At 71.5% G+C, this 20,538-nt stretch carries 21 protein-coding genes; 12 read left to right on the forward strand and 9 right to left on the reverse strand.

The window, feature by feature from the left end; all coding sequences use genetic code 11:
* The first annotated feature begins 14 nt into the window (after positions 1–14).
* Complete coding sequence (gene moaA / locus ACIQGQ_RS16530) at positions 15–1,004, forward strand: GTP 3',8-cyclase MoaA (protein ID WP_402395945.1); 990 nt, start codon at positions 15–17, stop codon at positions 1,002–1,004.
* Between the two features lie 10 nt (positions 1,005–1,014).
* On the opposite strand, the gene ACIQGQ_RS16535 is transcribed toward moaA, so the two are convergent.
* Together ACIQGQ_RS16535 and ACIQGQ_RS16540 are read right to left on the reverse strand one after the other, a co-directional pair.
* Positions 1,015–1,263 (reverse strand): hypothetical protein, encoded by a 249-nt coding sequence (locus tag ACIQGQ_RS16535; RefSeq protein ID WP_402395948.1) that lies wholly within the window; start codon positions 1,261–1,263, stop codon positions 1,015–1,017.
* A 215-nt stretch (positions 1,264–1,478) separates the two neighbouring features.
* Positions 1,479–1,847 carry a DUF3099 domain-containing protein gene (locus ACIQGQ_RS16540; RefSeq protein ID WP_402395950.1) on the reverse strand — a complete coding sequence of 123 codons (369 nt, stop codon included), beginning with the start codon at positions 1,845–1,847 and terminating at the stop codon, positions 1,479–1,481.
* Positions 1,848–2,095: 248 nt separating this feature from the next.
* Between ACIQGQ_RS16540 and ACIQGQ_RS16545 the strand changes: the two genes are divergently transcribed.
* Positions 2,096–2,371 (forward strand): GlsB/YeaQ/YmgE family stress response membrane protein, encoded by a 276-nt coding sequence (locus ACIQGQ_RS16545; protein ID WP_402395953.1) that lies wholly within the window; start codon positions 2,096–2,098, stop codon positions 2,369–2,371.
* Positions 2,372–2,447: 76 nt separating this feature from the next.
* Here ACIQGQ_RS16545 and tyrS read toward each other — a convergent pair whose 3' ends face one another.
* From tyrS to ACIQGQ_RS16560, 3 genes are all read right to left on the reverse strand, one after another.
* Positions 2,448–3,713 carry a tyrosine--tRNA ligase gene (gene tyrS / locus ACIQGQ_RS16550; protein ID WP_366299726.1) on the reverse strand — a complete coding sequence of 422 codons (1,266 nt, stop codon included), beginning with the start codon at positions 3,711–3,713 and terminating at the stop codon, positions 2,448–2,450.
* 58 nt (positions 3,714–3,771) lie between these two features.
* A complete protein-coding gene (locus tag ACIQGQ_RS16555) occupies positions 3,772–5,166 on the reverse strand; it encodes a metallopeptidase TldD-related protein (protein ID WP_402395956.1) in 1,395 nt (464 codons plus the stop codon).
* Positions 5,167–5,248: 82 nt separating this feature from the next.
* Positions 5,249–6,772: a TldD/PmbA family protein gene (locus tag ACIQGQ_RS16560; RefSeq protein WP_402395958.1), complete on the reverse strand. Its 1,524-nt coding sequence runs from the start codon at positions 6,770–6,772 to the stop codon at positions 5,249–5,251.
* 232 nt (positions 6,773–7,004) lie between these two features.
* Between ACIQGQ_RS16560 and fabG the strand changes: the two genes are divergently transcribed.
* The 3 genes from fabG to ACIQGQ_RS16575 all read left to right on the forward strand — a co-directional run bounded on the left by fabG (position 7,005) and on the right by ACIQGQ_RS16575 (position 9,052).
* Positions 7,005–7,724: a 3-oxoacyl-[acyl-carrier-protein] reductase gene (gene fabG, locus ACIQGQ_RS16565; RefSeq protein ID WP_376689768.1), complete on the forward strand. Its 720-nt coding sequence runs from the start codon at positions 7,005–7,007 to the stop codon at positions 7,722–7,724.
* Between the two features lie 5 nt (positions 7,725–7,729).
* Positions 7,730–8,497 (forward strand): enoyl-ACP reductase FabI, encoded by a 768-nt coding sequence (gene fabI / locus ACIQGQ_RS16570; RefSeq protein WP_402395961.1) that lies wholly within the window; start codon positions 7,730–7,732, stop codon positions 8,495–8,497.
* A gap of 177 nt (positions 8,498–8,674) precedes the next feature.
* Positions 8,675–9,052, forward strand: coding sequence for a hypothetical protein (locus ACIQGQ_RS16575; RefSeq protein WP_402395963.1), 378 nt, complete (start codon positions 8,675–8,677; stop codon positions 9,050–9,052).
* Here the strand turns inward: ACIQGQ_RS16575 and ACIQGQ_RS16580 are convergent.
* Positions 9,049–9,723: a FadR/GntR family transcriptional regulator gene (locus ACIQGQ_RS16580; RefSeq protein WP_402395966.1), complete on the reverse strand. Its 675-nt coding sequence runs from the start codon at positions 9,721–9,723 to the stop codon at positions 9,049–9,051. The genes ACIQGQ_RS16575 and ACIQGQ_RS16580 overlap by 4 nt on opposite strands.
* A gap of 170 nt (positions 9,724–9,893) precedes the next feature.
* Here ACIQGQ_RS16580 and ACIQGQ_RS16585 point away from each other — a divergent pair, with 170 nt between their 5' ends.
* The 4 genes from ACIQGQ_RS16585 (at position 9,894) to ACIQGQ_RS16600 (ending at position 12,280) form a co-directional block, all read left to right on the forward strand.
* Positions 9,894–11,201 (forward strand): CynX/NimT family MFS transporter, encoded by a 1,308-nt coding sequence (locus ACIQGQ_RS16585; RefSeq protein ID WP_402395969.1) that lies wholly within the window; start codon positions 9,894–9,896, stop codon positions 11,199–11,201.
* A gap of 26 nt (positions 11,202–11,227) precedes the next feature.
* Complete coding sequence (locus ACIQGQ_RS16590) at positions 11,228–11,338, forward strand: SGM_5486 family transporter-associated protein (protein WP_268246558.1); 111 nt, start codon at positions 11,228–11,230, stop codon at positions 11,336–11,338.
* 146 nt (positions 11,339–11,484) lie between these two features.
* A complete protein-coding gene (locus tag ACIQGQ_RS16595) occupies positions 11,485–11,691 on the forward strand; it encodes a hypothetical protein (protein ID WP_402395972.1) in 207 nt (68 codons plus the stop codon).
* Between the two features lie 70 nt (positions 11,692–11,761).
* Positions 11,762–12,280 carry a SixA phosphatase family protein gene (locus tag ACIQGQ_RS16600; RefSeq protein ID WP_402395975.1) on the forward strand — a complete coding sequence of 173 codons (519 nt, stop codon included), beginning with the start codon at positions 11,762–11,764 and terminating at the stop codon, positions 12,278–12,280.
* Between the two features lie 73 nt (positions 12,281–12,353).
* On the opposite strand, the gene serB is transcribed toward ACIQGQ_RS16600, so the two are convergent.
* The gene (serB, locus tag ACIQGQ_RS16605; RefSeq protein WP_366299657.1) at positions 12,354–13,619 is read right to left on the reverse strand and encodes a phosphoserine phosphatase SerB; all 1,266 of its coding nucleotides are present in this window, start codon (positions 13,617–13,619) and stop codon (positions 12,354–12,356) included.
* A gap of 370 nt (positions 13,620–13,989) precedes the next feature.
* On the opposite strand from serB, the gene ACIQGQ_RS16610 reads away from it, so the two are divergent.
* Positions 13,990–16,545 (forward strand): FHA domain-containing protein, encoded by a 2,556-nt coding sequence (locus tag ACIQGQ_RS16610; protein ID WP_402395980.1) that lies wholly within the window; start codon positions 13,990–13,992, stop codon positions 16,543–16,545.
* 97 nt (positions 16,546–16,642) lie between these two features.
* Here ACIQGQ_RS16610 and ACIQGQ_RS16615 read toward each other — a convergent pair whose 3' ends face one another.
* Positions 16,643–17,407, reverse strand: a complete 765-nt coding sequence (locus ACIQGQ_RS16615; protein ID WP_402395982.1) for a transglycosylase SLT domain-containing protein — start codon at positions 17,405–17,407, stop codon at positions 16,643–16,645.
* A 418-nt stretch (positions 17,408–17,825) separates the two neighbouring features.
* Here ACIQGQ_RS16615 and ACIQGQ_RS16620 point away from each other — a divergent pair, with 418 nt between their 5' ends.
* The gene (locus tag ACIQGQ_RS16620) at positions 17,826–18,971 is read left to right on the forward strand and encodes a GAF domain-containing sensor histidine kinase (RefSeq protein WP_402395985.1); all 1,146 of its coding nucleotides are present in this window, start codon (positions 17,826–17,828) and stop codon (positions 18,969–18,971) included.
* The gene (locus ACIQGQ_RS16625) at positions 18,964–19,608 is read left to right on the forward strand and encodes a response regulator (RefSeq protein ID WP_402395988.1); all 645 of its coding nucleotides are present in this window, start codon (positions 18,964–18,966) and stop codon (positions 19,606–19,608) included. Before ACIQGQ_RS16620 ends, ACIQGQ_RS16625 begins: the two co-directional genes overlap by 8 nt.
* 67 nt (positions 19,609–19,675) lie before the next feature.
* Here ACIQGQ_RS16625 and ACIQGQ_RS16630 read toward each other — a convergent pair whose 3' ends face one another.
* Positions 19,676–20,461: a hypothetical protein gene (locus ACIQGQ_RS16630; RefSeq protein ID WP_366299647.1), complete on the reverse strand. Its 786-nt coding sequence runs from the start codon at positions 20,459–20,461 to the stop codon at positions 19,676–19,678.
* Positions 20,462–20,538: the final 77 nt, after the last annotated feature.

Here is a 20,538-nt window from a genome sequence, read left to right on the forward strand (position 1 = left end):
GGGAGGGGGACCACATGCTCATCGACACCTACGACCGGGTGGCCACCGACCTGCGCGTCTCGCTGACCGACCGGTGCAACCTGCGCTGCACCTACTGCATGCCGGAAGAGGGGCTCCAGTGGCTGGCCAAGCCCGACCTGCTCAGTGACGACGAGATCGTCCGGCTGGTCCGCATCGCCGTCACCCGCCTCGGCATCACCGAGGTCCGCTTCACCGGCGGCGAACCGCTGCTGCGCCCCGGGCTCGTCTCCATCGTCGAGCGGTGCGCGGCCCTCGACCCCCGCCCCCGGCTCTCCCTCACCACCAACGGCATCGGCCTGAAGCGCACGGCGGCGGCGCTCGAAGCCGCGGGCCTGGACCGGGTCAACGTCTCGCTGGACACCCTGCGCCCCGACGTCTTCAAGACCCTCACCCGCCGCGACCGCCACCACGACGTACTGGCCGGCCTCGAAGCCGCCCGCGACGCCGGCCTCACCCCCGTCAAGGTCAACAGCGTCCTGATGCCGGGCCTCAACGACGACGAGGCCCCCGACCTGCTCGCCTGGGCCGTGGAGCAGGGCTACGAGCTCCGCTTCATCGAGCAGATGCCGCTCGACGCCCAGCACGGCTGGAAGCGCGACGGAATGATCACGGCGGGCGACATCCTCGCCTCGCTGCGCACCCGCTTCACCCTCACCGAGGAGGACGCCGGGGCCCGCGGCTCCGCCCCCGCCGAGCGCTGGACCGTCGACGGCGGCCCCCACCGGGTCGGCGTCATCGCCTCCGTCACCCGCCCCTTCTGCCGGGCCTGCGACCGGACCCGGCTCACCGCCGACGGCCAGGTGCGCACCTGCCTCTTCGCCCGCGAGGAGACCGACCTGCGCGGCGCCCTGCGCTCCGGCGCGCCGGACGAGGAGATCGCCCGGATCTGGACGCTCGCCATGTGGGGCAAGAAAGCCGGATCGGGCCTGGACGACCCGTCCTTCCTCCAGCCCGACCGGCCGATGTCGGCGATCGGCGGATAGGGCTCACGCCCTAGACGTTCTCCGCCCGGGCCTCCCACTCCGTCAGCGTCACGACCTCCTTCAGGAAGCCCCGGACACCGAGGAACGACGACAGGTGTTCCCGGTGCTCCTCGCAGGCCAGCCAGGTCTTGCGACGGTCCGGGGTGTGCACCTTCGGGTTGTTCCAGGCGAGCACCCAGACCGCGTCGGCCCGGCAGCCCTTGGCGGAACAGATGGGCGCGGCGGCGGCGCTCTCGGCCGCGTTCTCAGGGGAGTTCACGGACTCAACCCTAATGTCGGACCCCGCACCACCAGGAAAAAGGCGACGCCGGGCAGCCACGGGGGGAGCTGCCCGGCGTCAGTCCGTCGCTCCGACGGGGGATGCGGAGCGCGCTTCGAAGTATGTCACGCAGACCGGGGTGCGGTGCACCGTAACTTCATGATTGATCTGAGCATTTCTTGAGCATTGGCCGTCATCCGCGGGGCGGCCCATGCTCAGGCCGGTGCCCCGCCGCCGTGCGTCCCGTCACCCTCGGAACCGGATTCGGCCGCCCCGGGCACCGGCGCCGCGTCGAGCGCCGGACGCATCGGTGCCGGGATGAAGGTCGAGGGGAGCGAACGAGGAGTCTCCCGGCCCGCGTTGGCGATGACCACCGCCACGTAGGGCAGCAGCATCCCGAGCGCGAGCGCCACGATCGCGACGTACCGCTCGACGTTCCACAGCGTCGCGGCCAGGACCACCGACAGCGTCCGCACGGACATCGAGATCACATAGCGCCGCTGCCTGCCGCGGACATCGTCCGCCAGCCCCTGCCGCGCCCCGGTGATCCGGAAGACCTCGCCGTCGCTCCGCTTCCGCACCATGTCTCCCTCACCCTTCCCCCGGCTTCCCCCGACCGGACAGGGGGAACCGCGGACCCGCTCCGGCCGCTCACGGACCGGACCGCAACCACGGTACGCCCGGCCCCCGGCGCTCACGAGGCCGGGGCGGGCACGTTCGTACATTTCGGTACCAGGGCCCCACGCGCGGACGCGTCCGGCATGCGGTCCTCCGCCCCCGGCCCGAGACTGGTCCGTACGGGCGCGACGCCGCGCCCCGCGAGGAGGCGGACATGGGCTGGCTGTGGGCAATCATCGTGGGCCTGGTGCTCGGTCTGATCGCCAAGGCGATCCTGCCCGGCAAACAGAAGATCCCGATCTGGCTGACGATCGTCTGCGGCATCGTCGGCAGCGTGCTCGGCAACACCGTCGCCACCTGGATCGGCGTCAACGACACCAAGGGCATCGACTGGACCCGCCACCTCCTCCAGCTCATCGGCGCGATCGTCGTCGTCGCCGTCGGGGACGCGGTATGGGCCGCGGTCCGCGGCAACCGGAGCAGAACCTGACCCTCCGCCACCACGCACCGCGGCCGGACACCCTCCGAGGGCGTCCGGCCGCGGCGTGGCGGATACGGGTCCGGGGTCAGCCGGTGACCTCGACGGCGGCGAGGTTCTTCTTGCCCCGGCGCAGCACCAGCCAGCGCCCGTGCAGCAGCTCCTCGCGGGCCGGCGCGGCCTCACCGTCGACGACCTTCACGTTGTTCACGTACGCGCCGCCCTCCTTCACCGTGCGGCGGGCACCCGACTTGCTCGGCGCCAGACCGACCTCCACCAGCAGATCCACCAGCGGGCCCAGCTCGGTGACGCGCGCGTGCGGCACCTCGGACAGGGCGGCGGCCAGCGTCGCTCCGTCCAGTTCGCCGAGCTCGCCCTGGCCGAACAGCGCCTTCGACGCCGCGACGACCGCCGCGCACTGGTCGGCGCCGTGCACCAGCGTCGTCAGCTCCTCGGCCAGCGCGCGCTGCGCCGTCCGGGCCTGCGGACGCTCCTCGGTGACCTTCTCCAGCTCCTCCAGCTCGGCAGGGCTGCGGAAGCTGAGGATCCGCATGTACCGGGAGACGTCCCGGTCGTCCACGTTCAGCCAGAACTGGTAGAACGCGTACGGCGTGGTCATCGTCGGGTCGAGCCAGACGGCCCCGCCCTCGGTCTTGCCGAACTTGGTCCCGTCCGCCTTCGTCATCAGCGGCGTCGCCAGCGCGTGCACCTCGGCGCCCGGCTCCAGGCGGTGGATCAGGTCGAGGCCCGCCGTGAGGTTGCCCCACTGGTCGCTGCCGCCCTGCTGGAGCGTGCAGCCGTAGCGCCGGTACAGCTCCAGGAAGTCCATGCTCTGGAGCAGCTGGTAGCTGAACTCGGTGTAGCTGATGCCCTCGTCGGACTCCAGCCGGCGGGCGATCGACTCCTTCGTCAGCATCTTGTTGACGCGGAAGTGCTTGCCGATGTCCCGGAGGAACTCGATCGCGGACAGCCCCGCGGTCCAGTCCAGGTTGTTGACCATGACCGCGGCGTTCTCGCCCTCGAAGGACAGGAACGGCTCGATCTGGGCCCGCAGCCGCGCCACCCAGGCGGCGACCGTCTCCGGGTCGTTCAGCGTGCGCTCCGCGGTCGGCCTCGGGTCGCCGATCTGGCCGGTGGCGCCGCCCACCAGGGCCAGCGGACGCAGCCCGGCCAGCTGGAGCCGGCGCATGGTGAGCACCTGCACCAGATGGCCGACGTGCAGACTGGCCGCGGTGGGGTCGTAGCCGCAATAGAACGTGACCGGGCCGTCCGCGAGAGCCTTGCGCAGGGCGTCCTCATCGGTGGACTGGGCGAACAGCCCGCGCCACTTCAGCTCGTCGACGATGTCCGTCACGGTTCCAGTGCTCCTCGTACGTTTACGGGAATGACGATTTCTCGTCCATTTTAGGCGGTCACACGCCGGGGCTCACCGAGCTCATGTTGAAGTCGGGGATCCGCAGCGCGGGCATCGCGGCCCGAGTGAACCAGTCGCCCCACTCGCGCGGCAACGTCCTTTCGGTGCGGCCCGCCTCCGAGGCCCGCGACAGCAGGTCGACCGGCGACTCGTTGAACCGGAAGTTGTTCACCTCGCCGACGACCTCGCCGTCCTCGACCAGGTACACCCCGTCACGGGTCAGCCCGGTCAGCAGCAGGGTGGCCGGATCGACCTCCCGGATGTACCAGAGGCAGGTCAGCAGCAGCGCGCGCCCGGTCGTCGCCGCCACCATCTCGTCCAGGGACCGCTCGCCGCCGCCCTCCAGCAGCAGGTTGTCGACGGCCGGCGCGACCGGCTGGCCGGTCAGCTCCGCCGTGTGCCGGGTCGTCGTCAGCCGCTCCAGCCTGCCCTCGCGCACCCAGTCGGTCGGCGCCAGCGGCAGCCCGTTGTCGAAGACGGAGGCCCCGTCCCCGGAGGCATGGGCGATCACGAACGGCGCCGACTCCAGCCCGGGGGCGTACGGATCGCTGCGCAGCGTCAGCGGGAGCCCGGACAGCTGCTCGCCGATCCTGGTCCCGCCGCCCGGCCGGGAGAAGACCGTCCGGCCCTCCGCGGCGTCCCGCGCGGTCGACGACCACAGCTGGTAGATCAGCAGGTCGGCGACGGCCGTCGGCGGGAGCAGCGTCTCGTACCGACCGGCGGGCAGTTCGATACGGCGCTCCGCCCAGCCCAGCCGCTGCGCCAGCTCCGCGTCGAGCGCGGCCGGGTCGACGTCCTTGAAGTCGCGCGTCGAGCGGCCCGCCCAGGAGGAACGGGTGCGGTCGGGGGACTTGGCGTTCAGCTCCAGCGTCCCGGTCGGCTGGTCGTGGCGCAGCCGCAGCCCCGTCGACGTCCCCAGATACGTGGAGCTCATCAGGTGGTGGGCGAAGCCGTACAGCTCGCGGCCGCCGGAGCGGGCACGGGCGAAGGCGTCGCCGAGCGCCGGGGCGAAGTCCGCGAAGACCTCCGAACCGGTCTCGGCCGGCGCGTCCGTGAAGTCGGGCGACGCGGCCACCCCGGTGACCAGCGGCTGCGCGTCCTCCGCCGGGGAGGCCCCGCGCGCCGCGGCCTCGGCGGCCCGCACCAGCGGCTCCAGGTCGTCGGCGGTGACCGCGGCCCGGGACACCACACCGGACGCGGTGCCCTGCGCGCCGTCGACGGTCGCGACGACGGTGAGGGTCCGGCCCCGGGTCACCCCGTTCGTGGTGAGGGCGTTGCCCGCCCAGCGCAGGTTCGCCGAGGAGTGCTCGTCGGCGATGACCACGCAGCCGTCGGCGGTCGACAGTTCGAGCGCGCGCTCGACGATCTCGTACGGCTTGCTGACACGGCTCATCGGCCGGCCTCCTGCGTCGTGTTGAGACTGTGCTGCACCGAGGGACGGCCCCCGGACCCCCAGCCGGTTCCGTGGCGACCGCTCATCGGCCGGCCTCCTGAGTCGTGTTGAGGATGTTGACGCCCCGGAAGAGTGCGGAGGGGCAGCCGTGCGAGACGGCGGCGACCTGCCCCGGCTGCGCCTTGCCGCAGTTGAAGGCGCCGCCCAGCACGTACGTCTGCGGGCCGCCGACCTTCTCCATCGAGCCCCAGAAGTCCGTCGTCGTCGCCTGGTACGCGACGTCGCGCAGCTGACCGGCGAGCCGCCCGTTCTCGATCCGGAAGAACCGCTGGCCGGTGAACTGGAAGTTGTACCGCTGCATGTCGATCGACCAGGACCGGTCGCCGACCACGTAGATCCCGCGCTCCACCCCGCCGATCAGGTCCTCCGTGGACAGCCCGCCCGGCTCCGGCCGCAGGGACACGTTGGCCATCCGCTGCACGGGGACATGGCCGGGGGAGTCCGCGTACGCGCAGCCGTTGGAACGGCCCAGCCCGGTCAGCTTCGCGATCCGCCGGTCCAGCTGGTACCCGACCAGCGTCCCGTCGCGCACCAGGTCCCAGGACTGCGCCTCGACGCCCTCGTCGTCGTACCCGATGGTCGCGAGACCGTGCTCGGCGGTGCGGTCACCGGTCACGTTCATCACGGGGGAGCCGTACGCCAGCTTGCCCAGCTGGTCGAAGGTCGCGAACGAGGTCCCGGCGTACGCCGCCTCGTACCCGAGTGCCCGGTCCAGCTCGGTGGCGTGGCCGATCGACTCGTGGATGGTCAGCCAGAGGTTGGACGGGTCGACCACCAGGTCGTACGTCCCCGCCTCGACGCTCGGGGCGCGCATCTTCTCGGCCAGCAGCCCGGGGATCCGCTCCAGCTCACCGGCCCAGTCCCAGCCGGTCCCGGTCAGGTACTCCCAGCCGCGGCCCACCGGCGGGGCGATCGTCCGCATCGAGTCGAACTCGCCGGTCTTCCCGTCCACGGCCACCGCGGTGAACTCCGGGTGCAGCCGGACCCGCTGCTGGGTGGTCACCGTCCCGGCCGTGTCCGCGTAGAACTTGTTCTCGTGGACGGTGTTCAGCGACGCGTCCACATGCGCGACGCCCTCCGCCGCCAGCAGCCGGGCGCTCCACTCGGCGAGCAGCCCCGCCTTCTCCTCGTCCGGCACCTCGAACGGGTCGACGTCGTACGCCGACACCCAGGTCCGCTCGCCGTGCACCGGCTCGTCCGCCAGCTCGACCCGCTCGTCGGAACCGGCCGCAGCGATCACCTTGGCGGACAGCTTCGCCATGGCGACGGCCTGCGAGGCCACCTTCGCCGCGGCGTCCATCGTCAGATCCACCCCGGACGCGAAGCCCCAGGCCCCGCCGTGCACCACCCGTACCGCGTAGCCCAGGTCGGTGGTGTCCGAGGACGCGGCGGGCCGGGCGTCCCGCAGCCGCCAGGAGGCGCTGCGCACCCGCTCCATACGGAAGTCGGCGTGTTCGGCGCCCAGCGCACGCGCGCGGGCGAGCGCCGCGTCGGCGAGGGCCCGCAACGGCAGGGCCAGGAACGACTGATCTACCTCATGGGGCACGGCGGATTCCCTTCTCGATGCACCACGGAAGTGAACCACGCCGGAGGGTGACCGCACCTGGCGTCAACCGGACACCCTCGCCGCGATCCGGCGGTGGCCCTCCCGGGAGGGCCGGGCACTGTAGGAACCCCACAGTGCCCGGGGGAAGGCCCTGTCAGGGGCCGATTGCTCGCGGAGCGGACGGTACCGATAGGTTTTCGACGTACCAGACCGCTAGGGAAAGGGTGATCCGATGAGCCGCTCGGTTCTCGTCACTGGAGGAAACCGGGGCATCGGCCTCGCCATCGCCCGCGCCTTCGCCGACAACGGCGACAAGGTCGCGATCACCTACCGTTCCGGGGAGCCGCCCGTCGTGCTCACCGAGGCCGGTGTCCTCGCGGTCCGCTGCGACATCACCGATGCCGAGCAGGTGGAGCAGGCCTACAAGGAGATCGAGGAGAAGCACGGTCCCGTCGAGGTGCTGGTCGCCAACGCCGGTATCACCAAGGACCAGTTGCTGATGCGGATGTCCGAGGAGGACTTCACGTCCGTCCTGGACACCAACCTCACCGGCACTTTCCGGGTCGTCAAGCGCGCCAACCGCGGGATGCTGCGCGCCAAGAAGGGCCGGGTCGTCCTCATCTCCTCCGTCGTCGGGCTCCTCGGCTCGGCCGGGCAGGCGAACTACGCCGCCTCCAAGGCCGGTCTGGTCGGCTTCGCCCGCTCGCTGGCCCGTGAGCTCGGCTCGCGGAACATCACTTTCAACGTCGTCGCGCCCGGCTTCGTCGACACCGACATGACGCAGGTGCTCACCGAGGAGCAGCGCAAGGGCATCGTGTCCCAGGTGCCGCTCGGCCGCTACGCGCAGCCCGAGGAGATCGCCGCCGCGGTGCGTTTCCTCGCCTCCGACGACGCGTCGTACATCACTGGAGCCGTCATCCCGGTTGACGGCGGATTGGGCATGGGTCACTGATCACCATGAGCGGAATTCTCGACGGCAAGCGCATCCTCATCACCGGTGTGCTGATGGAGTCGTCCATCGCTTTCCATGCCGCCAAGGTGGCCCAGGAGCAGGGCGCCGAGGTCATCCTCACGGCCTTCCCCCGGCCCACGCTGACCGAGCGCATCGCCAGGAAGCTGCCGAAGCCGGCCAAGGTCATCGAGCTGGACGTGACCAACACCGAGCACCTGGACCGGCTCGCCGGTCTGGTCGAGGCGGAGCTCGGCTCCCTCGACGGCGCCGTCCACTCCATCGGCTTCGCGCCGCAGGACGCGCTCGGCGGCAACTTCCTGAACACCCCGTTCGAGTCGGTCGCCACCGCGATGCACGTCTCGGCGTTCTCGCTGAAGTCGCTCGCCATGGCCTGCAAGCCGCTGATGAACAACGGCGGCTCGGTCGTCGGCCTCACCTTCGACGCGCAGTTCGCCTGGCCGCAGTACGACTGGATGGGCCCGGCCAAGGCCGCCCTGGAGGCCACCTCCCGCTACCTCGCCCGTGACCTGGGCAAGGACGACATCCGCTGCAACCTGGTCTCGGCCGGTCCGCTCGGCTCGATGGCCGCGAAGTCCATCCCGGGCTTCACCGACCTGGCCAAGGTGTGGGACACCCGCTCCCCGCTGGCCTGGGACATGGCGGACCCGGAGCCGGCCGGCCGCGCCATCGTCGCGCTGCTCTCGGACTTCTTCCCGAAGACCACCGGCGAGATCATCCACGTCGACGGCGGCGTGCACATGATGGGCGCCTGACCCTTACGACGGGACTCCACCCGGCCGCGTACCGCCCGAGCACGGGCGGTACGCGGCTTTCGTGCGTCCGGAGACGGTGTGCGTGGCCCGCCGGCCGAGATCGACTCGAAAAGGTAGTCGATCCACCGCAGAATGTGATGAACCGGACTTCGGGCCAGGCTGCGGGAGGAGGTCGTCATGCGCTCCACACGTCGCCGGACCGGCGCGCTGCTGGCGGCCGCCATAGCGCTGGCCGGGCTCGCCGCCCCGGTGGGGATATCCCTGGCGGGCCGGGCCGGAGGCGGGGCGTCCACCCCTGCCGCACCCAGCCCGGAGCCCGCCGGAGCCGAATGCCTCACCTCGGTACGGGGCTCACGGGTCGTCGCCCTCTGCCACAACCCGTACCCCTCCACCGACCGCGTGCAGCTGCACACCGAGTGCCGCCAGTGGTGGGACGTGGACGCCGACTCCGCCCCAGTCGAGGTGGACCCGGGGCAGACCGTACGGATCGACGACCGCTGCTGGAAGCAGGTCGCCTCCGCCTGGGTCACCCACCGGACACAGGACAGTCCTTAGGGATGCTCCGCCGGGCAGCTCAGCGCATGGCTCGCCGCCTCGGCCGCCGCGGTCTCGCCGTCCCCCGCCCGGATCGCCTCGACCAGCCGCCCGTGGTCCATGTGGTTCTCCGGCCGCAGCTCGTGGCCGATGTCGCCCCTGAGGTAGTCGCGGAGCAGATCCCCCAGGTCGGCGTAGAGGGCGGTCAGCACGTCGTTGTGCGAGGCGGCGACCACGGCGTGGTGCAGCGTCGCGTCCGCCTCGACGAACGCCTCGGCGTCCCCCGCCGTCCATGCCTCCTCGCGGCGCGCCATGAGCGCGTCCAGCTGCTTCAGGTCCCGCTCGGTGCGCCGGGCCGCGGCCAGCCGGGCCGCCGACGACTCCAGCGTGGACCGCAGCTCGGCGATGTGGCGCGGATCCGCGGAGGCGAAACGGCGGTGCATCACCCCGGCCAGCTCGCTGGTGGCCACGACATAGGTGCCCGACCCCTGCCGGATGTCCAGCAGCCCGTTGTGCGCGAGGGCGCGCACGGCCTCCCGGACGGTGTTGCGGGCCACCCCCAGCTGCTCCACCAGTTCGGGCTCGGTGGGAATGCGGGAGCCCACGGGCCACTCGCCCGAAGTGATCTGATTCCTGAGCTGGGCAATCACCTGGTCGGCGAGTGCCGAACGCCGCGGGGACGTCAGCGCCATGGTGCTCCTTGGGCCGGTTGCTGGTGCGGGCGGGGTGCCGGGGGCGGCACGAGGGGTGGGGGTGGTCGCACCCGGAGCGAATGTTCTCAGAACGCGCCAGGTCCGCCGAGTTCCGGTCGACTCCACGCCGACTGGACAATCAATCATCCCATGATTCTATGATGGGTCTCATGTCCGATGAAGAAACCAGCACACTGAGCCCCGCCGCCGCGGCGGACGCCCCCTCGAGAACCACGGCCGCACAGGCCCCGCAGGGCCGCCGGACGCCGTCGGCCGCCGACGGCGCCTCCCCCTGGGTGCTCCGGCTGGTCGCCGTCGGACTGGTCCTCACCGCCCTGAACCTCCGCCCCGCCATCACCAGCCTCGGCGCCCTCCTCGAAGAGGTGCGCGACGGTCTGCACATGAGCGGCAGCGTCGCCGGTGTCCTCACCTCCGTACCGCCGCTCTGCTTCGCGATCTTCGGGATCATGGCGCCGAGGCTGGCCCGCCGCTTCGGGCCGGGCGCGGTCGTCTGCGCCGGGATGATCGCCATCACCGCGGGTCTCGTGATCCGGCCGCTCGTCGGCGGGACGGCCGGCTTCCTGGCCGCCAGCGCCCTCGCCCTCATGGGCATCGCCGTCAGCAACGTCCTGATGCCCGTCATCGTCAAGCACTGGTTCCCCGACCGGGTCGGCTCCATGACCGGGCTCTACTCCATGGCCCTGGCCCTCGGCACCTCGCTCGCCGCCGCGATCACCGTGCCCATGACCAGCGCGATGGGCGGCAGTTGGCGGCTGGGGATCGGCGTGTGGGCCGTGCTCTCCGCCGCCGCGATCCTGCCCTGGCTCCCGCTGGTGCGCGACCGGCGCGCCGCGAGCCGCCCGTCCGACCGCCCGGTGGCCGCCCAGGCCGCCCCGGAGCTCCGGATCACCCGCAGCCGCACCGCCTGGGCCCTCGCCTGCTTCTTCGGCCTGCAGGCCACCGCCGCATACATCACCATGGGGTGGATGCCGCAGATCTTCCGCGACGCCGGGGTCTCGGCCGGTACCGCCGGAGTGCTGCTCGCCGTCACCATGGCGATGGGCGTGCCGCTCGCCTTCGTCATCCCCCGGGTCGCGAGCCGGATGCGGAACCAGGGCCCGATCGTCCTCGTCCTCGGCAGCTGCGGCCTCGTCGGTTACGCGGGCCTCTACCTCGCGCCGGCCGGCGGGGCCTGGGCCTGGGCCCTGCTCCTGGGCATCTCGAACTGCTCCTTCCCGCTCGCCCTGACCATGATCGGCATGCGGTCGCGCACCGGCGCGGGTGTGGTGCGGCTGTCCGCGTTCGCCCAGTCCGTCGGCTACCTGATCTCGATCCCGGGACCGCTGCTGATCGGTGTGCTCTACCAGCACAGCGGCGGCTGGGAGCTGCCCATCGCGCTGATGGCGGGCCTCATGGTGCCGCAGATGGCGATCGGCTTCCTCGCCGGGCGGGACCGGACGATCGAGGACGAATGCTGAGATGCGAGACTGGGGCCATGTCTCCTGTGCTCGACCCGAATCCTCAGAACGGCCAGAAGAAGCTTCTCGCCGTGCTCGGCGCGATGCTGCTGATCACCGTGGTCGTCGCGGTGATCGCTTCGATCGCCTCCCCCTGACGCCCGGTACACGTCGCAGGTGGGGTTAACCCCCCTGTCCCCTAGGGGGCAGGGGTGGGGGTGAAGTGGGTGGACTGCCGGATGGGCCCGGGGCCCCGGCGTCCGTAGGTTCTTCCTTAGTGAACCGATGACCCACGGAGGCGGACATGCGGGCCCCAACGCCCACCCGGACCACCCACCCGGCCACGGGCGGTGTCGACGTGCGGCTGCCGTGGTGGGGCATCGTGCTGCCCGCCCTCGCCTTCGCCGTACTCCTGCTGCTGATCGTGAGCCCCGGCGAGGCGCACGCCACCGGCGCGGACCCGGCGATCAGCCGCGTCCTCGCGTACCTCCTCGCCCTGGTGACCGGCTGATCCCGTGCCTCGTACACCAGCCCGTCAACCCCCTGCGCCGGACCGCACGTTTCATGCGAAGCTGAGGTGTATGAGCGTCGACACACCTCGCAGGATCGTTCTTCTCCGGCACGCCAAGGCCGAATGGTCACAGGACTCCGACCATGAAAGGCCGCTCGCGGAGCGCGGCCGCAAGGACGCCCCCGTCGCGGGCCGTCGGCTCGCCGGAACCGGGATCGACCTCGACCTGGCCCTCTGCTCCACCGCCGCCCGGACCCGCGAGACCTGGAAGCTGGCCGTCCACGAGATGCCGCGCCGCCCCAGGACCGTCTACGAGGAGCGGCTGTACGAGGCGTCCCTCGGCGAGCTCATCGCCCTGGTCAACGAGACCCCCGAGGACGTGCGCGACCTTCTGGTCATCGGCCACAACCCCGGTATGCACGCGCTCGCCGACGCCCTCGCCGGAGAGGCCGAGGGCGACGCCCTGGCCCGGATGAACCGCAGCGGGTTCCCCACCTCCGCGTTCGCCGTCGTCGAGTTCAACGGCTCCTGGAAGGGCGTGGAGCACGGCGTCGGCAAGCTCGTCGAGTACTGGACGCCCAACGGCTGACCCCGCCCGTACGCACCGGGGCCCCGGAACCGCCGAGCGGTTTCCGGGGCCCCGGTGCATGCGGGCGGTCGGTTCAGTCGACGAGGCCGTCGGCGGCCTCGACCTCCTCACGGGTGATGCCCAGCAGATAGAGCACGGTGTCCAGGAACGGCACGTTCACCGCGGTGTGCGCGGCCTCCCGGACCACCGGCTTGGCGTTGAAGGCCACCCCGAGCCCGGCGGTGTTCAGCATGTCCAGGTCGTTGGCGCCGTCACCGATCGCGACGGTCTGCGCCAGCGGCACCCCGGCCTGCTCGGCGAAGCTGCGCAGCAGCCGGGCCTTGCCCGCCCGGTCGACGATGTCGCCGACGACCCGGCCGGTGAACTTCCCGTCGACCACTTCCAGCGTGTTGGCGGAGGCGAAGTCGAGCCCGAGCCGTTCCTTCAGGTCGTCGGTGACCTGGGTGAAGCCGCCCGAGACCACGCCCACCTGGTAGCCGAGACGTTTCAGCGTACGGATCAGCGTGCGGGCCCCCGGCGTCAGCCGCACCTCGGCGCGCACCTTGTCCACCACCGAGGCGTCCAGCCCGGCCAGGAGCGCCACCCGCGCGTGCAGCGACTGTTCGAAGTCCAGCTCGCCGCGCATCGCCTGCGCGGTCACCTCGGCGACCTCGTCCTCGCAGCCCGCGTGGGCGGCGAACAGCTCGATCACCTCGTCCTGGATCAGCGTCGAGTCGACGTCCATGACGACCAGCCGCTGGGCCCGGCGGCTCAGCCCGGCCGACACCACCGCGATGTCGACACCGATGCCGGCCGCCTCCGTCGCCAGGGCGGTCCGCAGATCCTCGGTCGCGGTGCCGGACACCGCGAACTCCACGGCCGTGACGGGGTACTTCGCGAGCCGGAAGATCCGGTCGATGTTGCCCCCGGTGGAGGTGATGGTGGCCGCTATGGCGGCGGTCGACTCCGCGGTCAGCGGGTGCCCGAGCACCGTCACATGGGAACGCCCGAGACCGCGGGGCCGGTTGTCACCGGTACCGGAGATGATCTCGGCCTGGAGCTTCAGCGAATCGGCCCAGCTGTGCACGGTCGCCCGCAGGTCGCCCTCGGTGGTGCCGCCCGCCGCCGGGGCGGTGACCAGCGCGCACAGGACGATGCGGCCACGGGTGACGACCTGCTCGATGTCGACGACGTCGACGGAGTAGGCGGCGAGGGTGTCGAAGAGCCCGGCGGTGATGCCGGGACGGTCCTTCCCGAAGATCTTCACGAGAAGGGTCGGGGTGCTGGTGTCCCGACGGGACTCAGGAGACTCAGGGGACTCGGGAGACGAGGAGGACTGAGATGGCTGAGATGCGCTCATGGTGCTTCCACCGTATCGGGCCGCCGCCGGGTGCCGGGGGTCCGTCCCGAGGAACGGACAGCGCGCACGGCCCGCGTCCCTCGCGCCCGGACCGCGGGCGTCGTGACGGACCGCGCGCGTCCGCTTCCACCCGGTGCCCGGACGGGGCGGAGCGGCACCCGGTCTGCGGCGTTCGGTGGCGTTTCGTGCGCGCTCGGGGCGCTTGCCGCGCTCTTTGCCGATTGTTCGTGTCGGCCCCGTAACGATGCAGGTCCAAGCAGGTACCAGGACCGGTCCGACTTTCGTATCCGGGACTGCTCCTGGAATAGTTCCCCACGATGTTCAAGCATCCCTAGACTCCCTGTGATGGGGGTAACTCGGGGGACAACTAGTGGGGCGCGGAGTGCCGGAACTCGTACTGGAATTGAATGGAAGGACCTGGACGCTCGATCCGTCCAGGTCGTACACCCTCGGACGCGATCCTCAGGGCGACCTGACGATCGACGACGCCAGGGTGTCGTGGCGGCACGCCACGATCAGCTGGGGGGGCCGGAACTGGTTCATCGAGGACCACGGCAGCACCAACGGCACCTATGCGCAGGGCAGCAGGATCCAGCAGCTGGAGATCGGCCCCGGCACCGTCATACACCTGGGCAACGCCACTGACGGACCGAGGCTGAGCGTCACCGCCCCCGCGGGCGCGGACGTCTACGGGGGACAGGGCGCGGGCGCCCAGCAGGCTCCCGCCCAGCAGCCCCCGCAGGGCGGCCCCGGCTGGGGCAACCAGCAGGCCCCCGCGCAGCAGCCGCAGGCACCGCAGCAGCAGGGATGGCAGCAGCCCCCGGCCCAGGCGCCGCAGCAGCCGTACGTACCGCAGCAGCAGGGCATGGCCGGTCCGCCCGGCGCGGGCGGGGCCGCGGGGGCCCCGCCCGTCCACGGCGACCGCAGCCCGACCACGTTCCACCAGTTCGCGCTCGGCCGGGTCATGCGCATCGGTCGTGCGCTGGAGAACGACCTGGTCGTCTCCGACCTCCAGGTCTCCCGCAACCACGCCGAGTTCCACGCGACGCCCGACGGCCGCTTCGAGATCCGGGACCTCGGATCGCACAACGGCACCTACGTCAACGGCCAGCCGATCGCCAAGTCCGGCTCCGCGTTCATCGGACCGAACGACACCGTCGGCGTCGGCCACTCGACCTTCCGCCTGGTCGGCGACCGGCTCGAGGAGTTCGTCGACACCGGTGAGGTCTCCTTCTCCGCCCGCCACCTCACGGTGACCGTGGACGGCGGGAAGCAGATCCTCAAGGACGTCTCCTTCGGCGTCCCGGAGAAGTCGCTCATCGCGGTCATCGGCCCCTCGGGCTCCGGAAAGTCCACCCTGCTCAAGGCGCTCACCGGCTACCGGCCCGCCAACCAGGGCGACGTCCTCTACGACAACCGGAACCTGTACAAGCAGTTCGCCGAGCTGCGCCAGCGCATCGGTCTGGTCCCGCAGGACGACATCCTGCACAAGGAACTCACCGTCACCAAGGCCCTCAAGTACGCGGCCAAGCTCCGCTTCCCCGCGGACACCACCGAGGCCGAGCGCGAGGCCCGCATCCACGAGGTCCTCGCCGAGCTCAAGCTCGACATCCACAAGGACAAGAAGGTCACCTCGCTCTCCGGCGGCCAGCGCAAGCGCGTCTCCGTCGCCCTGGAGCTGCTCACCAAGCCGTCGCTGATCTTCCTGGACGAGCCGACCTCCGGCCTCGACCCGGGCATGGACCGCGACGTCATGCAGCTGCTGCGCGGGCTGGCCGACGACGGCCGTACGGTCCTCGTCGTCACCCACTCCGTGGCCGAGCTGGCGATCTGCGACAAGCTGCTGGTCATGGCGCCGGGCGGATCCGTCGCCTACTTCGGCCCGCCGGAGGAGGCGCTCAACTTCTTCGGCTACACCACCTGGGCCGACGTCTTCTCCGCGTTCGAGAACTACCGCGACTACGACTGGGCCGGCCGCTGGCGCGGCTCGCAGCATTACCAGATGTACGCCGCGGACATCGACGCCGTCGCCGCCCAGCCGGTGCAGATGCCGCCGCAGCAGATCCACCCGCCGAAGCCGCAGAGCTGGTCGGCCCAGCTGTGGACACTGATCCGCCGCTACCTCTCGGTGATCGCCTCCGACAAGGGCTTCATGGGCCTGATGGTGATCCTGCCCGCCGTGCTCGGCGTGGTCAGCGTGGTCATCCCGGCCAAGTTCGGCCTCGCCCCGCCGGAGGCCCCGTCCCGGTTCAACGGGGCCGCCGGCACGATCATGCTGATCCTCGCGGTCGGCATGTGCTTCTCCGGCGCGGCCAACTCCGTACGAGAACTGATCAAGGAACGTGTGATCTACGAACGGGAACGGGCCACCGGCCTGTCCCGCTCGGCCTACCTGATGTCCAAGGTGATCGTCCTCGGTGTCATCACGGCCTTCCAGGGCGTCATCATCTGCGGCATCGGCTTCGCCACCCGCAAGCTCCCGGACGAGGGCCTGATCATGCCGCCCGCCCTGGAGCTCTGCCTGACGATCATCGCGCTCGGCTTCACCTCGATGATGTTCGGCCTGGTCATCTCCTCGCTGGTGAAGACCTCCGAGAAGACCATGCCGCTGCTGGTCATGTTCGCGATCGTCCAGGTCGTCTTCACCGGCATCCTCTTCCAGGTGTACGGCTCGCCCGGCCTGGAGCAGTTCGCCTGGCTGATGCCGTCCCGCTGGGCCATCGCCGGTACGGCCGCCACGCTCGACCTCTCGCACCTGATGGCGCCGTGGGACCCGAAGGACCCGACCAACCTGGACCCGCTCTGGGAGCACTCGGCCGGCCAGTGGGGCATCAACATCACGGTGCTCCTGGTGCTCGGCATCGCCTGCGGCTTCGTCGTCGCGCGCCTGCTGCGCCGCCACGAGCCCGAGGTCATGCGCAAGTAGCGCGGACCCGGCACCGGACGGACCGAAGGGCGGCACCCCGCACGGGGTGCCGCCCTTCGGCGTCGACGGAGTGCCCGTCCGAGGACCGGGCCGTCGGTCAGTACGCGCTGTTGACGTTGTCGATCGAGCCGTACCGGTCGGCCGCGTAGTTGGCGGCGGCCGTGATGTTGGCGACCGGGTCGTAGATGTTCGTCGAGGTGCCCGGGACGTGGTACGCGTTGAACGTCGGCTGGATCACCTGGAGCAGACCGCAGGACGGGGTGCCGTTCTGGGCGTTGACGTCCCAGCCGTTGACGGCGTTCGGGTTGCCGGTCGACTCGCGCATGATGTTGCGGTGCAGACCGTCGTACGAACCGGGGATGCCGTGGGCCTGCATGATGTCGAGGGCCTGGCGGATCCAGCCGTCCAGGTTGTTCGCGTAGACCGGGGTGCGGACCTCGGAGCGGCTGGCGGCCTGCGGCTCGGTGCGCTGGGCGGCGACGGCCTCGGTCCGCACCGCGGCGGCCCGGGCCTTGGCATCGGCCTTCGCCTGCGCCGCAGCCTTCGCGGCGGCGGCCTTGGCCTTCGCGGCGGCGGCCTTCTTGGCCTTGGCGAGGTCGGCGGCCTTCACCAGCTTCTCGGCGGTGGAGTGCTGCTCGATGATGCTGGCCTGCACGGCCTTGGCCTGCGGCGAACCGGCGGCCGACGCGAGCACCACGGGGACGCCGTTCACGGCGGCCGAGGCCTCGGTCTTGGAGTCGGCGTTGGCGGGGACGAGCGAGAACGAGAGCGCGGCGGCGGCCATGGCCGAGATACCCGCGACGGAGAGCTTCTGGGTCTTGTTCAGGCGACGGCGACGGCCGGTGGTGCTGGACGCGAACATGCAGACGTACCTCTTCGAATCGCGGGAGTCCTCACGGAGGACGAAGACGGGAAGCGTTCGTTCGCATCTCCGTCGGGGACGAGAGCAATTCTTAGCGGCCGCAAAATCTGCTGGCAAAGGTGTGACGTACGAACCCGGATAGTGGAGCCGGGGGCCGCTCGAACGTGACCACCCCCGCTCATCGCCACTCATGTGGCGCTTACATCTCCACTAGCGGGCTTCGTAAGTGACGTGGGTCCTATGCGCGGCCTCACATCGGCCGCGTAACGAACTGACCAACCGTTGCTTCAGCAATTCGGAGGGTTAGATTCTGGACTTCCGGGGGAGCGGTCGGACCCCGGACCTAGGCCCGCCGCCCCAAGGAAGAGCCACCCGCGGGCCGATACGGCGCCCGGACCCCGCCGGTACGGTGAGGCACATGAGCCACCGCCCAACGTCGGGCCTCGCGGCCGTGAGCGCCGCCCTGCTCGCCATGAGCCGGCACCTCGAAGTGCGCGACGTCCTGAAGACGATCGTCGCCTCCGCCCGCGAGCTGCTGGACGCCGAGTACGCCGCCCTGGGCGTCCCCGACGACCACGGGGGCTTCGCCCAGTTCGTCGTCGACGGCGTCAGCGACGAGCAGTGGAAGGCGATCGGCCCGCTCCCCAGACAGCACGGCATCCTCGCCGCGATGCTCCGCGAGGCCAGGGTCGAGCGCCTCGCCGACGTCCGCAAGGACCCCCGCTTCGAGGGCTGGCCCGACGCCCACCCCGACATGTCCGACTTCCTGGGCCTGCCCATCAGGGACGGCGAGGAGATCATCGGCGCCCTCTTCCTCGCCAACAAGCGCTGCCCCAAACCCGAGGGCGGCTGCGGCTTCACCGCCGAGGACGAGGAACTCCTGGCCATCCTGGCCCAGCACGCGGCGATCGCCCTCACCAACGCCCGCCTGTACGAGCGCAGCCGGGAGCTCACCATCGCCGAGGAGCGCTCCCGGCTCGCCCACGAGCTGCACGACGCCGTCAGCCAGAAGCTCTTCTCGCTGCGGCTCACGGCCCAGGCCGCGGCCGCCCTGGTGGACCGCGACCCGGTCCGCGCCAAGGGCGAGCTCCAGCAGGTCGCCGCGCTCGCCGCCGAAGCCGTGGACGAGCTGCGCGCCGCCGTCGTCGAACTGCGCCCCGCCGCGCTCGACGAGGACGGGCTCGTCGCCACCCTCCGCACCCAGATCCAGGTCATGGACCGGGCCCACACCGCCCGGGTCACCTTCACCAGCCAGGGCATCCGGGCCCTGCCCGCCGCCCAGGAGGAAGCGCTGCTCCGCGTCTCCCAGGAGGCCCTGCACAACGCGCTGCGCCACTCCGGGGCGGACCGGGTGGACGTCGAACTGGCCAGGCACGGCGGCGGCACACTGCTCCGGATCACCGACGACGGACGCGGCTTCGAGCCCGCGGCGACCCGGCAGGCCGGCCGCCACCTGGGCCTGGTCTCCATGCGGGACCGCGCGAACGGCGTCGGCGGAAGGCTCACCGTTGAATCGGCGCCCGGCAAGGGCACCACGATCGAGATGGAGGTACCCGGTGGCTGACAGAACCATCAGGGTGCTGCTGGTCGACGACCACCAAGTGGTCCGTCGCGGTCTGCGCACGTTCCTGGAGATCCAGGACGACATAGAAGTGGTCGGCGAGGCGGCCGACGGCGCCGAGGGCGTGGCCAGGACGGAGGAGCTCCGCCCCGACGTCGTCCTGATGGACGTCAAGATGCCCGGAACCGACGGCATCGAGGCCCTGCGCAGGCTCCGCGAGCTGGAGAACCCGGCCAAGGTCCTGATCGTCACCAGTTTCACCGAGCAGCGCACCGTGATCCCCGCCCTGCGCGCCGGAGCCTCCGGCTATGTGTACAAGGACGTCGACCCGGACGCCCTGGCCGGCGCCATCCGCTCGGTCCACGCGGGCCACGTCCTGCTCCAGCCGGAGGTCGCGGGCGCCCTGCTCGCCCAGGAGGACCCGGGCGGCGGCACGGGCCGGGGAAGCACGCTCACCGAACGGGAGCGGGAGGTACTGGGCCTGATCGCCGACGGCCGCTCCAACCGGGAGATCGCCCGCGCCCTGGTCCTCTCCGAGAAGACGGTCAAGACACACGTCTCCAACATCCTCATGAAGCTCGACCTCGCCGACCGCACCCAGGCGGCCCTCTGGGCCGTGCGGCACGGCGCCGCCGACTGACCGGCCCGGGGCGCGGCCGACCGGACGGACACCCGGACCCGTCCGGCCACGCCCCCGCCCGAAGGGCCTACCGCCGCCGCTCCAGCTCCTCCACATAGGCGTTGTACGCCGCCACCTGGGCCCGCCGCGCCACCCGCTCCACCGGCCGCAGCGCCTCGCCCCGCGCCGCGATCTGCGAGGCGCTCACCGCCCCGCCGTGCCCGTTCTCGTACGCCACCGAGATCAGCAGCCCCACCCGCTGCGCCAGCTCCAGCACCCGCACCGCCCGCGGCGGATACCCCGGGGCCAGCACCTCGCGCCCCCGCTCCGCCCGCGCCCGGTACGCGTCCACCGCCGCCTCGGCCACCGGCCCCGAACCGGCCACGTCCAGCCGCGACAGGACCGCCGTCGCGTCCCGCAGCCCCTCCGCCAGCTCCCGCTCCGCCTCGCCCAGCGACGGCACATCGGCCGGCGGCGCCTCCCGCACCGCCAGGCACCGCCACACCACCTCGACGTGCAGATCCCCCTCCGGCCCCGCCTCCCGCACCTCGGGAACCAGCCCGTACGGCGCCCCGAAGGCCACCACCGCCTCCTCGGCCTCCAGCGCCCGCGCGTTGAACTCCGGCGGACCGCTCAGCCCCAGCGGATGCCCCGGAGCCGGCAGCGCCACCCGGAAACCCGTCACCCCCAGCCCCCGCAGCCGTCCCAGGGCCAGCGTGAGCCCCACCGGCCCCGCTTCACCCGGAAGTCCCTCGACGCGGTGCACCGCGTCCTCCCCGACGATGGCGAGCGCCGCGTCGTCCGGCGACACCAGCCCCGCCAGAAGCGCGTTTCCCCATGAGGCCAGCCGTCCTGAGCGTGGTTCCGAAAGCATGGGAACAGCGTAGAGAACCGGCCCCGTCCCCGTCGTCACTCGGGCCCAGGGCCGGGCACACTCGTCCGGTGGCGTAG

Origin of the sequence: Streptomyces sp. NPDC092952 (assembly GCF_044754785.1) — a bacterium.
Lineage (GTDB): Bacteria > Actinomycetota > Actinomycetes > Streptomycetales > Streptomycetaceae > Streptomyces.

Coding starts and splice junctions, on each gene's coding strand:
- ACIQGQ_RS16575 (WP_402395963.1), top strand. CDS start 8,675: ATGCGCTCCACACGTCGCCGGACCGGCGCGCTGCTGGCGGCCGCCATA.
- ACIQGQ_RS16580 (WP_402395966.1), bottom strand. CDS start 9,723: ATGGCGCTGACGTCCCCGCGGCGTTCGGCACTCGCCGACCAGGTGATT.
- ACIQGQ_RS16585 (WP_402395969.1), top strand. CDS start 9,894: ATGTCCGATGAAGAAACCAGCACACTGAGCCCCGCCGCCGCGGCGGAC.
- ACIQGQ_RS16545 (WP_402395953.1), top strand. CDS start 2,096: ATGGGCTGGCTGTGGGCAATCATCGTGGGCCTGGTGCTCGGTCTGATC.
- ACIQGQ_RS16555 (WP_402395956.1), bottom strand. CDS start 5,166: ATGAGCCGTGTCAGCAAGCCGTACGAGATCGTCGAGCGCGCGCTCGAA.
- ACIQGQ_RS16540 (WP_402395950.1), bottom strand. CDS start 1,847: ATGGTGCGGAAGCGGAGCGACGGCGAGGTCTTCCGGATCACCGGGGCG.
- ACIQGQ_RS16615 (WP_402395982.1), bottom strand. CDS start 17,407: ATGTTCGCGTCCAGCACCACCGGCCGTCGCCGTCGCCTGAACAAGACC.
- fabI (WP_402395961.1), top strand. CDS start 7,730: ATGAGCGGAATTCTCGACGGCAAGCGCATCCTCATCACCGGTGTGCTG.
- ACIQGQ_RS16630 (WP_366299647.1), bottom strand. CDS start 20,461: ATGCTTTCGGAACCACGCTCAGGACGGCTGGCCTCATGGGGAAACGCG.
- ACIQGQ_RS16595 (WP_402395972.1), top strand. CDS start 11,485: ATGCGGGCCCCAACGCCCACCCGGACCACCCACCCGGCCACGGGCGGT.
- serB (WP_366299657.1), bottom strand. CDS start 13,619: ATGAGCGCATCTCAGCCATCTCAGTCCTCCTCGTCTCCCGAGTCCCCT.
- moaA (WP_402395945.1), top strand. CDS start 15: ATGCTCATCGACACCTACGACCGGGTGGCCACCGACCTGCGCGTCTCG.
- ACIQGQ_RS16620 (WP_402395985.1), top strand. CDS start 17,826: ATGAGCCACCGCCCAACGTCGGGCCTCGCGGCCGTGAGCGCCGCCCTG.
- fabG (WP_376689768.1), top strand. CDS start 7,005: ATGAGCCGCTCGGTTCTCGTCACTGGAGGAAACCGGGGCATCGGCCTC.
- ACIQGQ_RS16600 (WP_402395975.1), top strand. CDS start 11,762: ATGAGCGTCGACACACCTCGCAGGATCGTTCTTCTCCGGCACGCCAAG.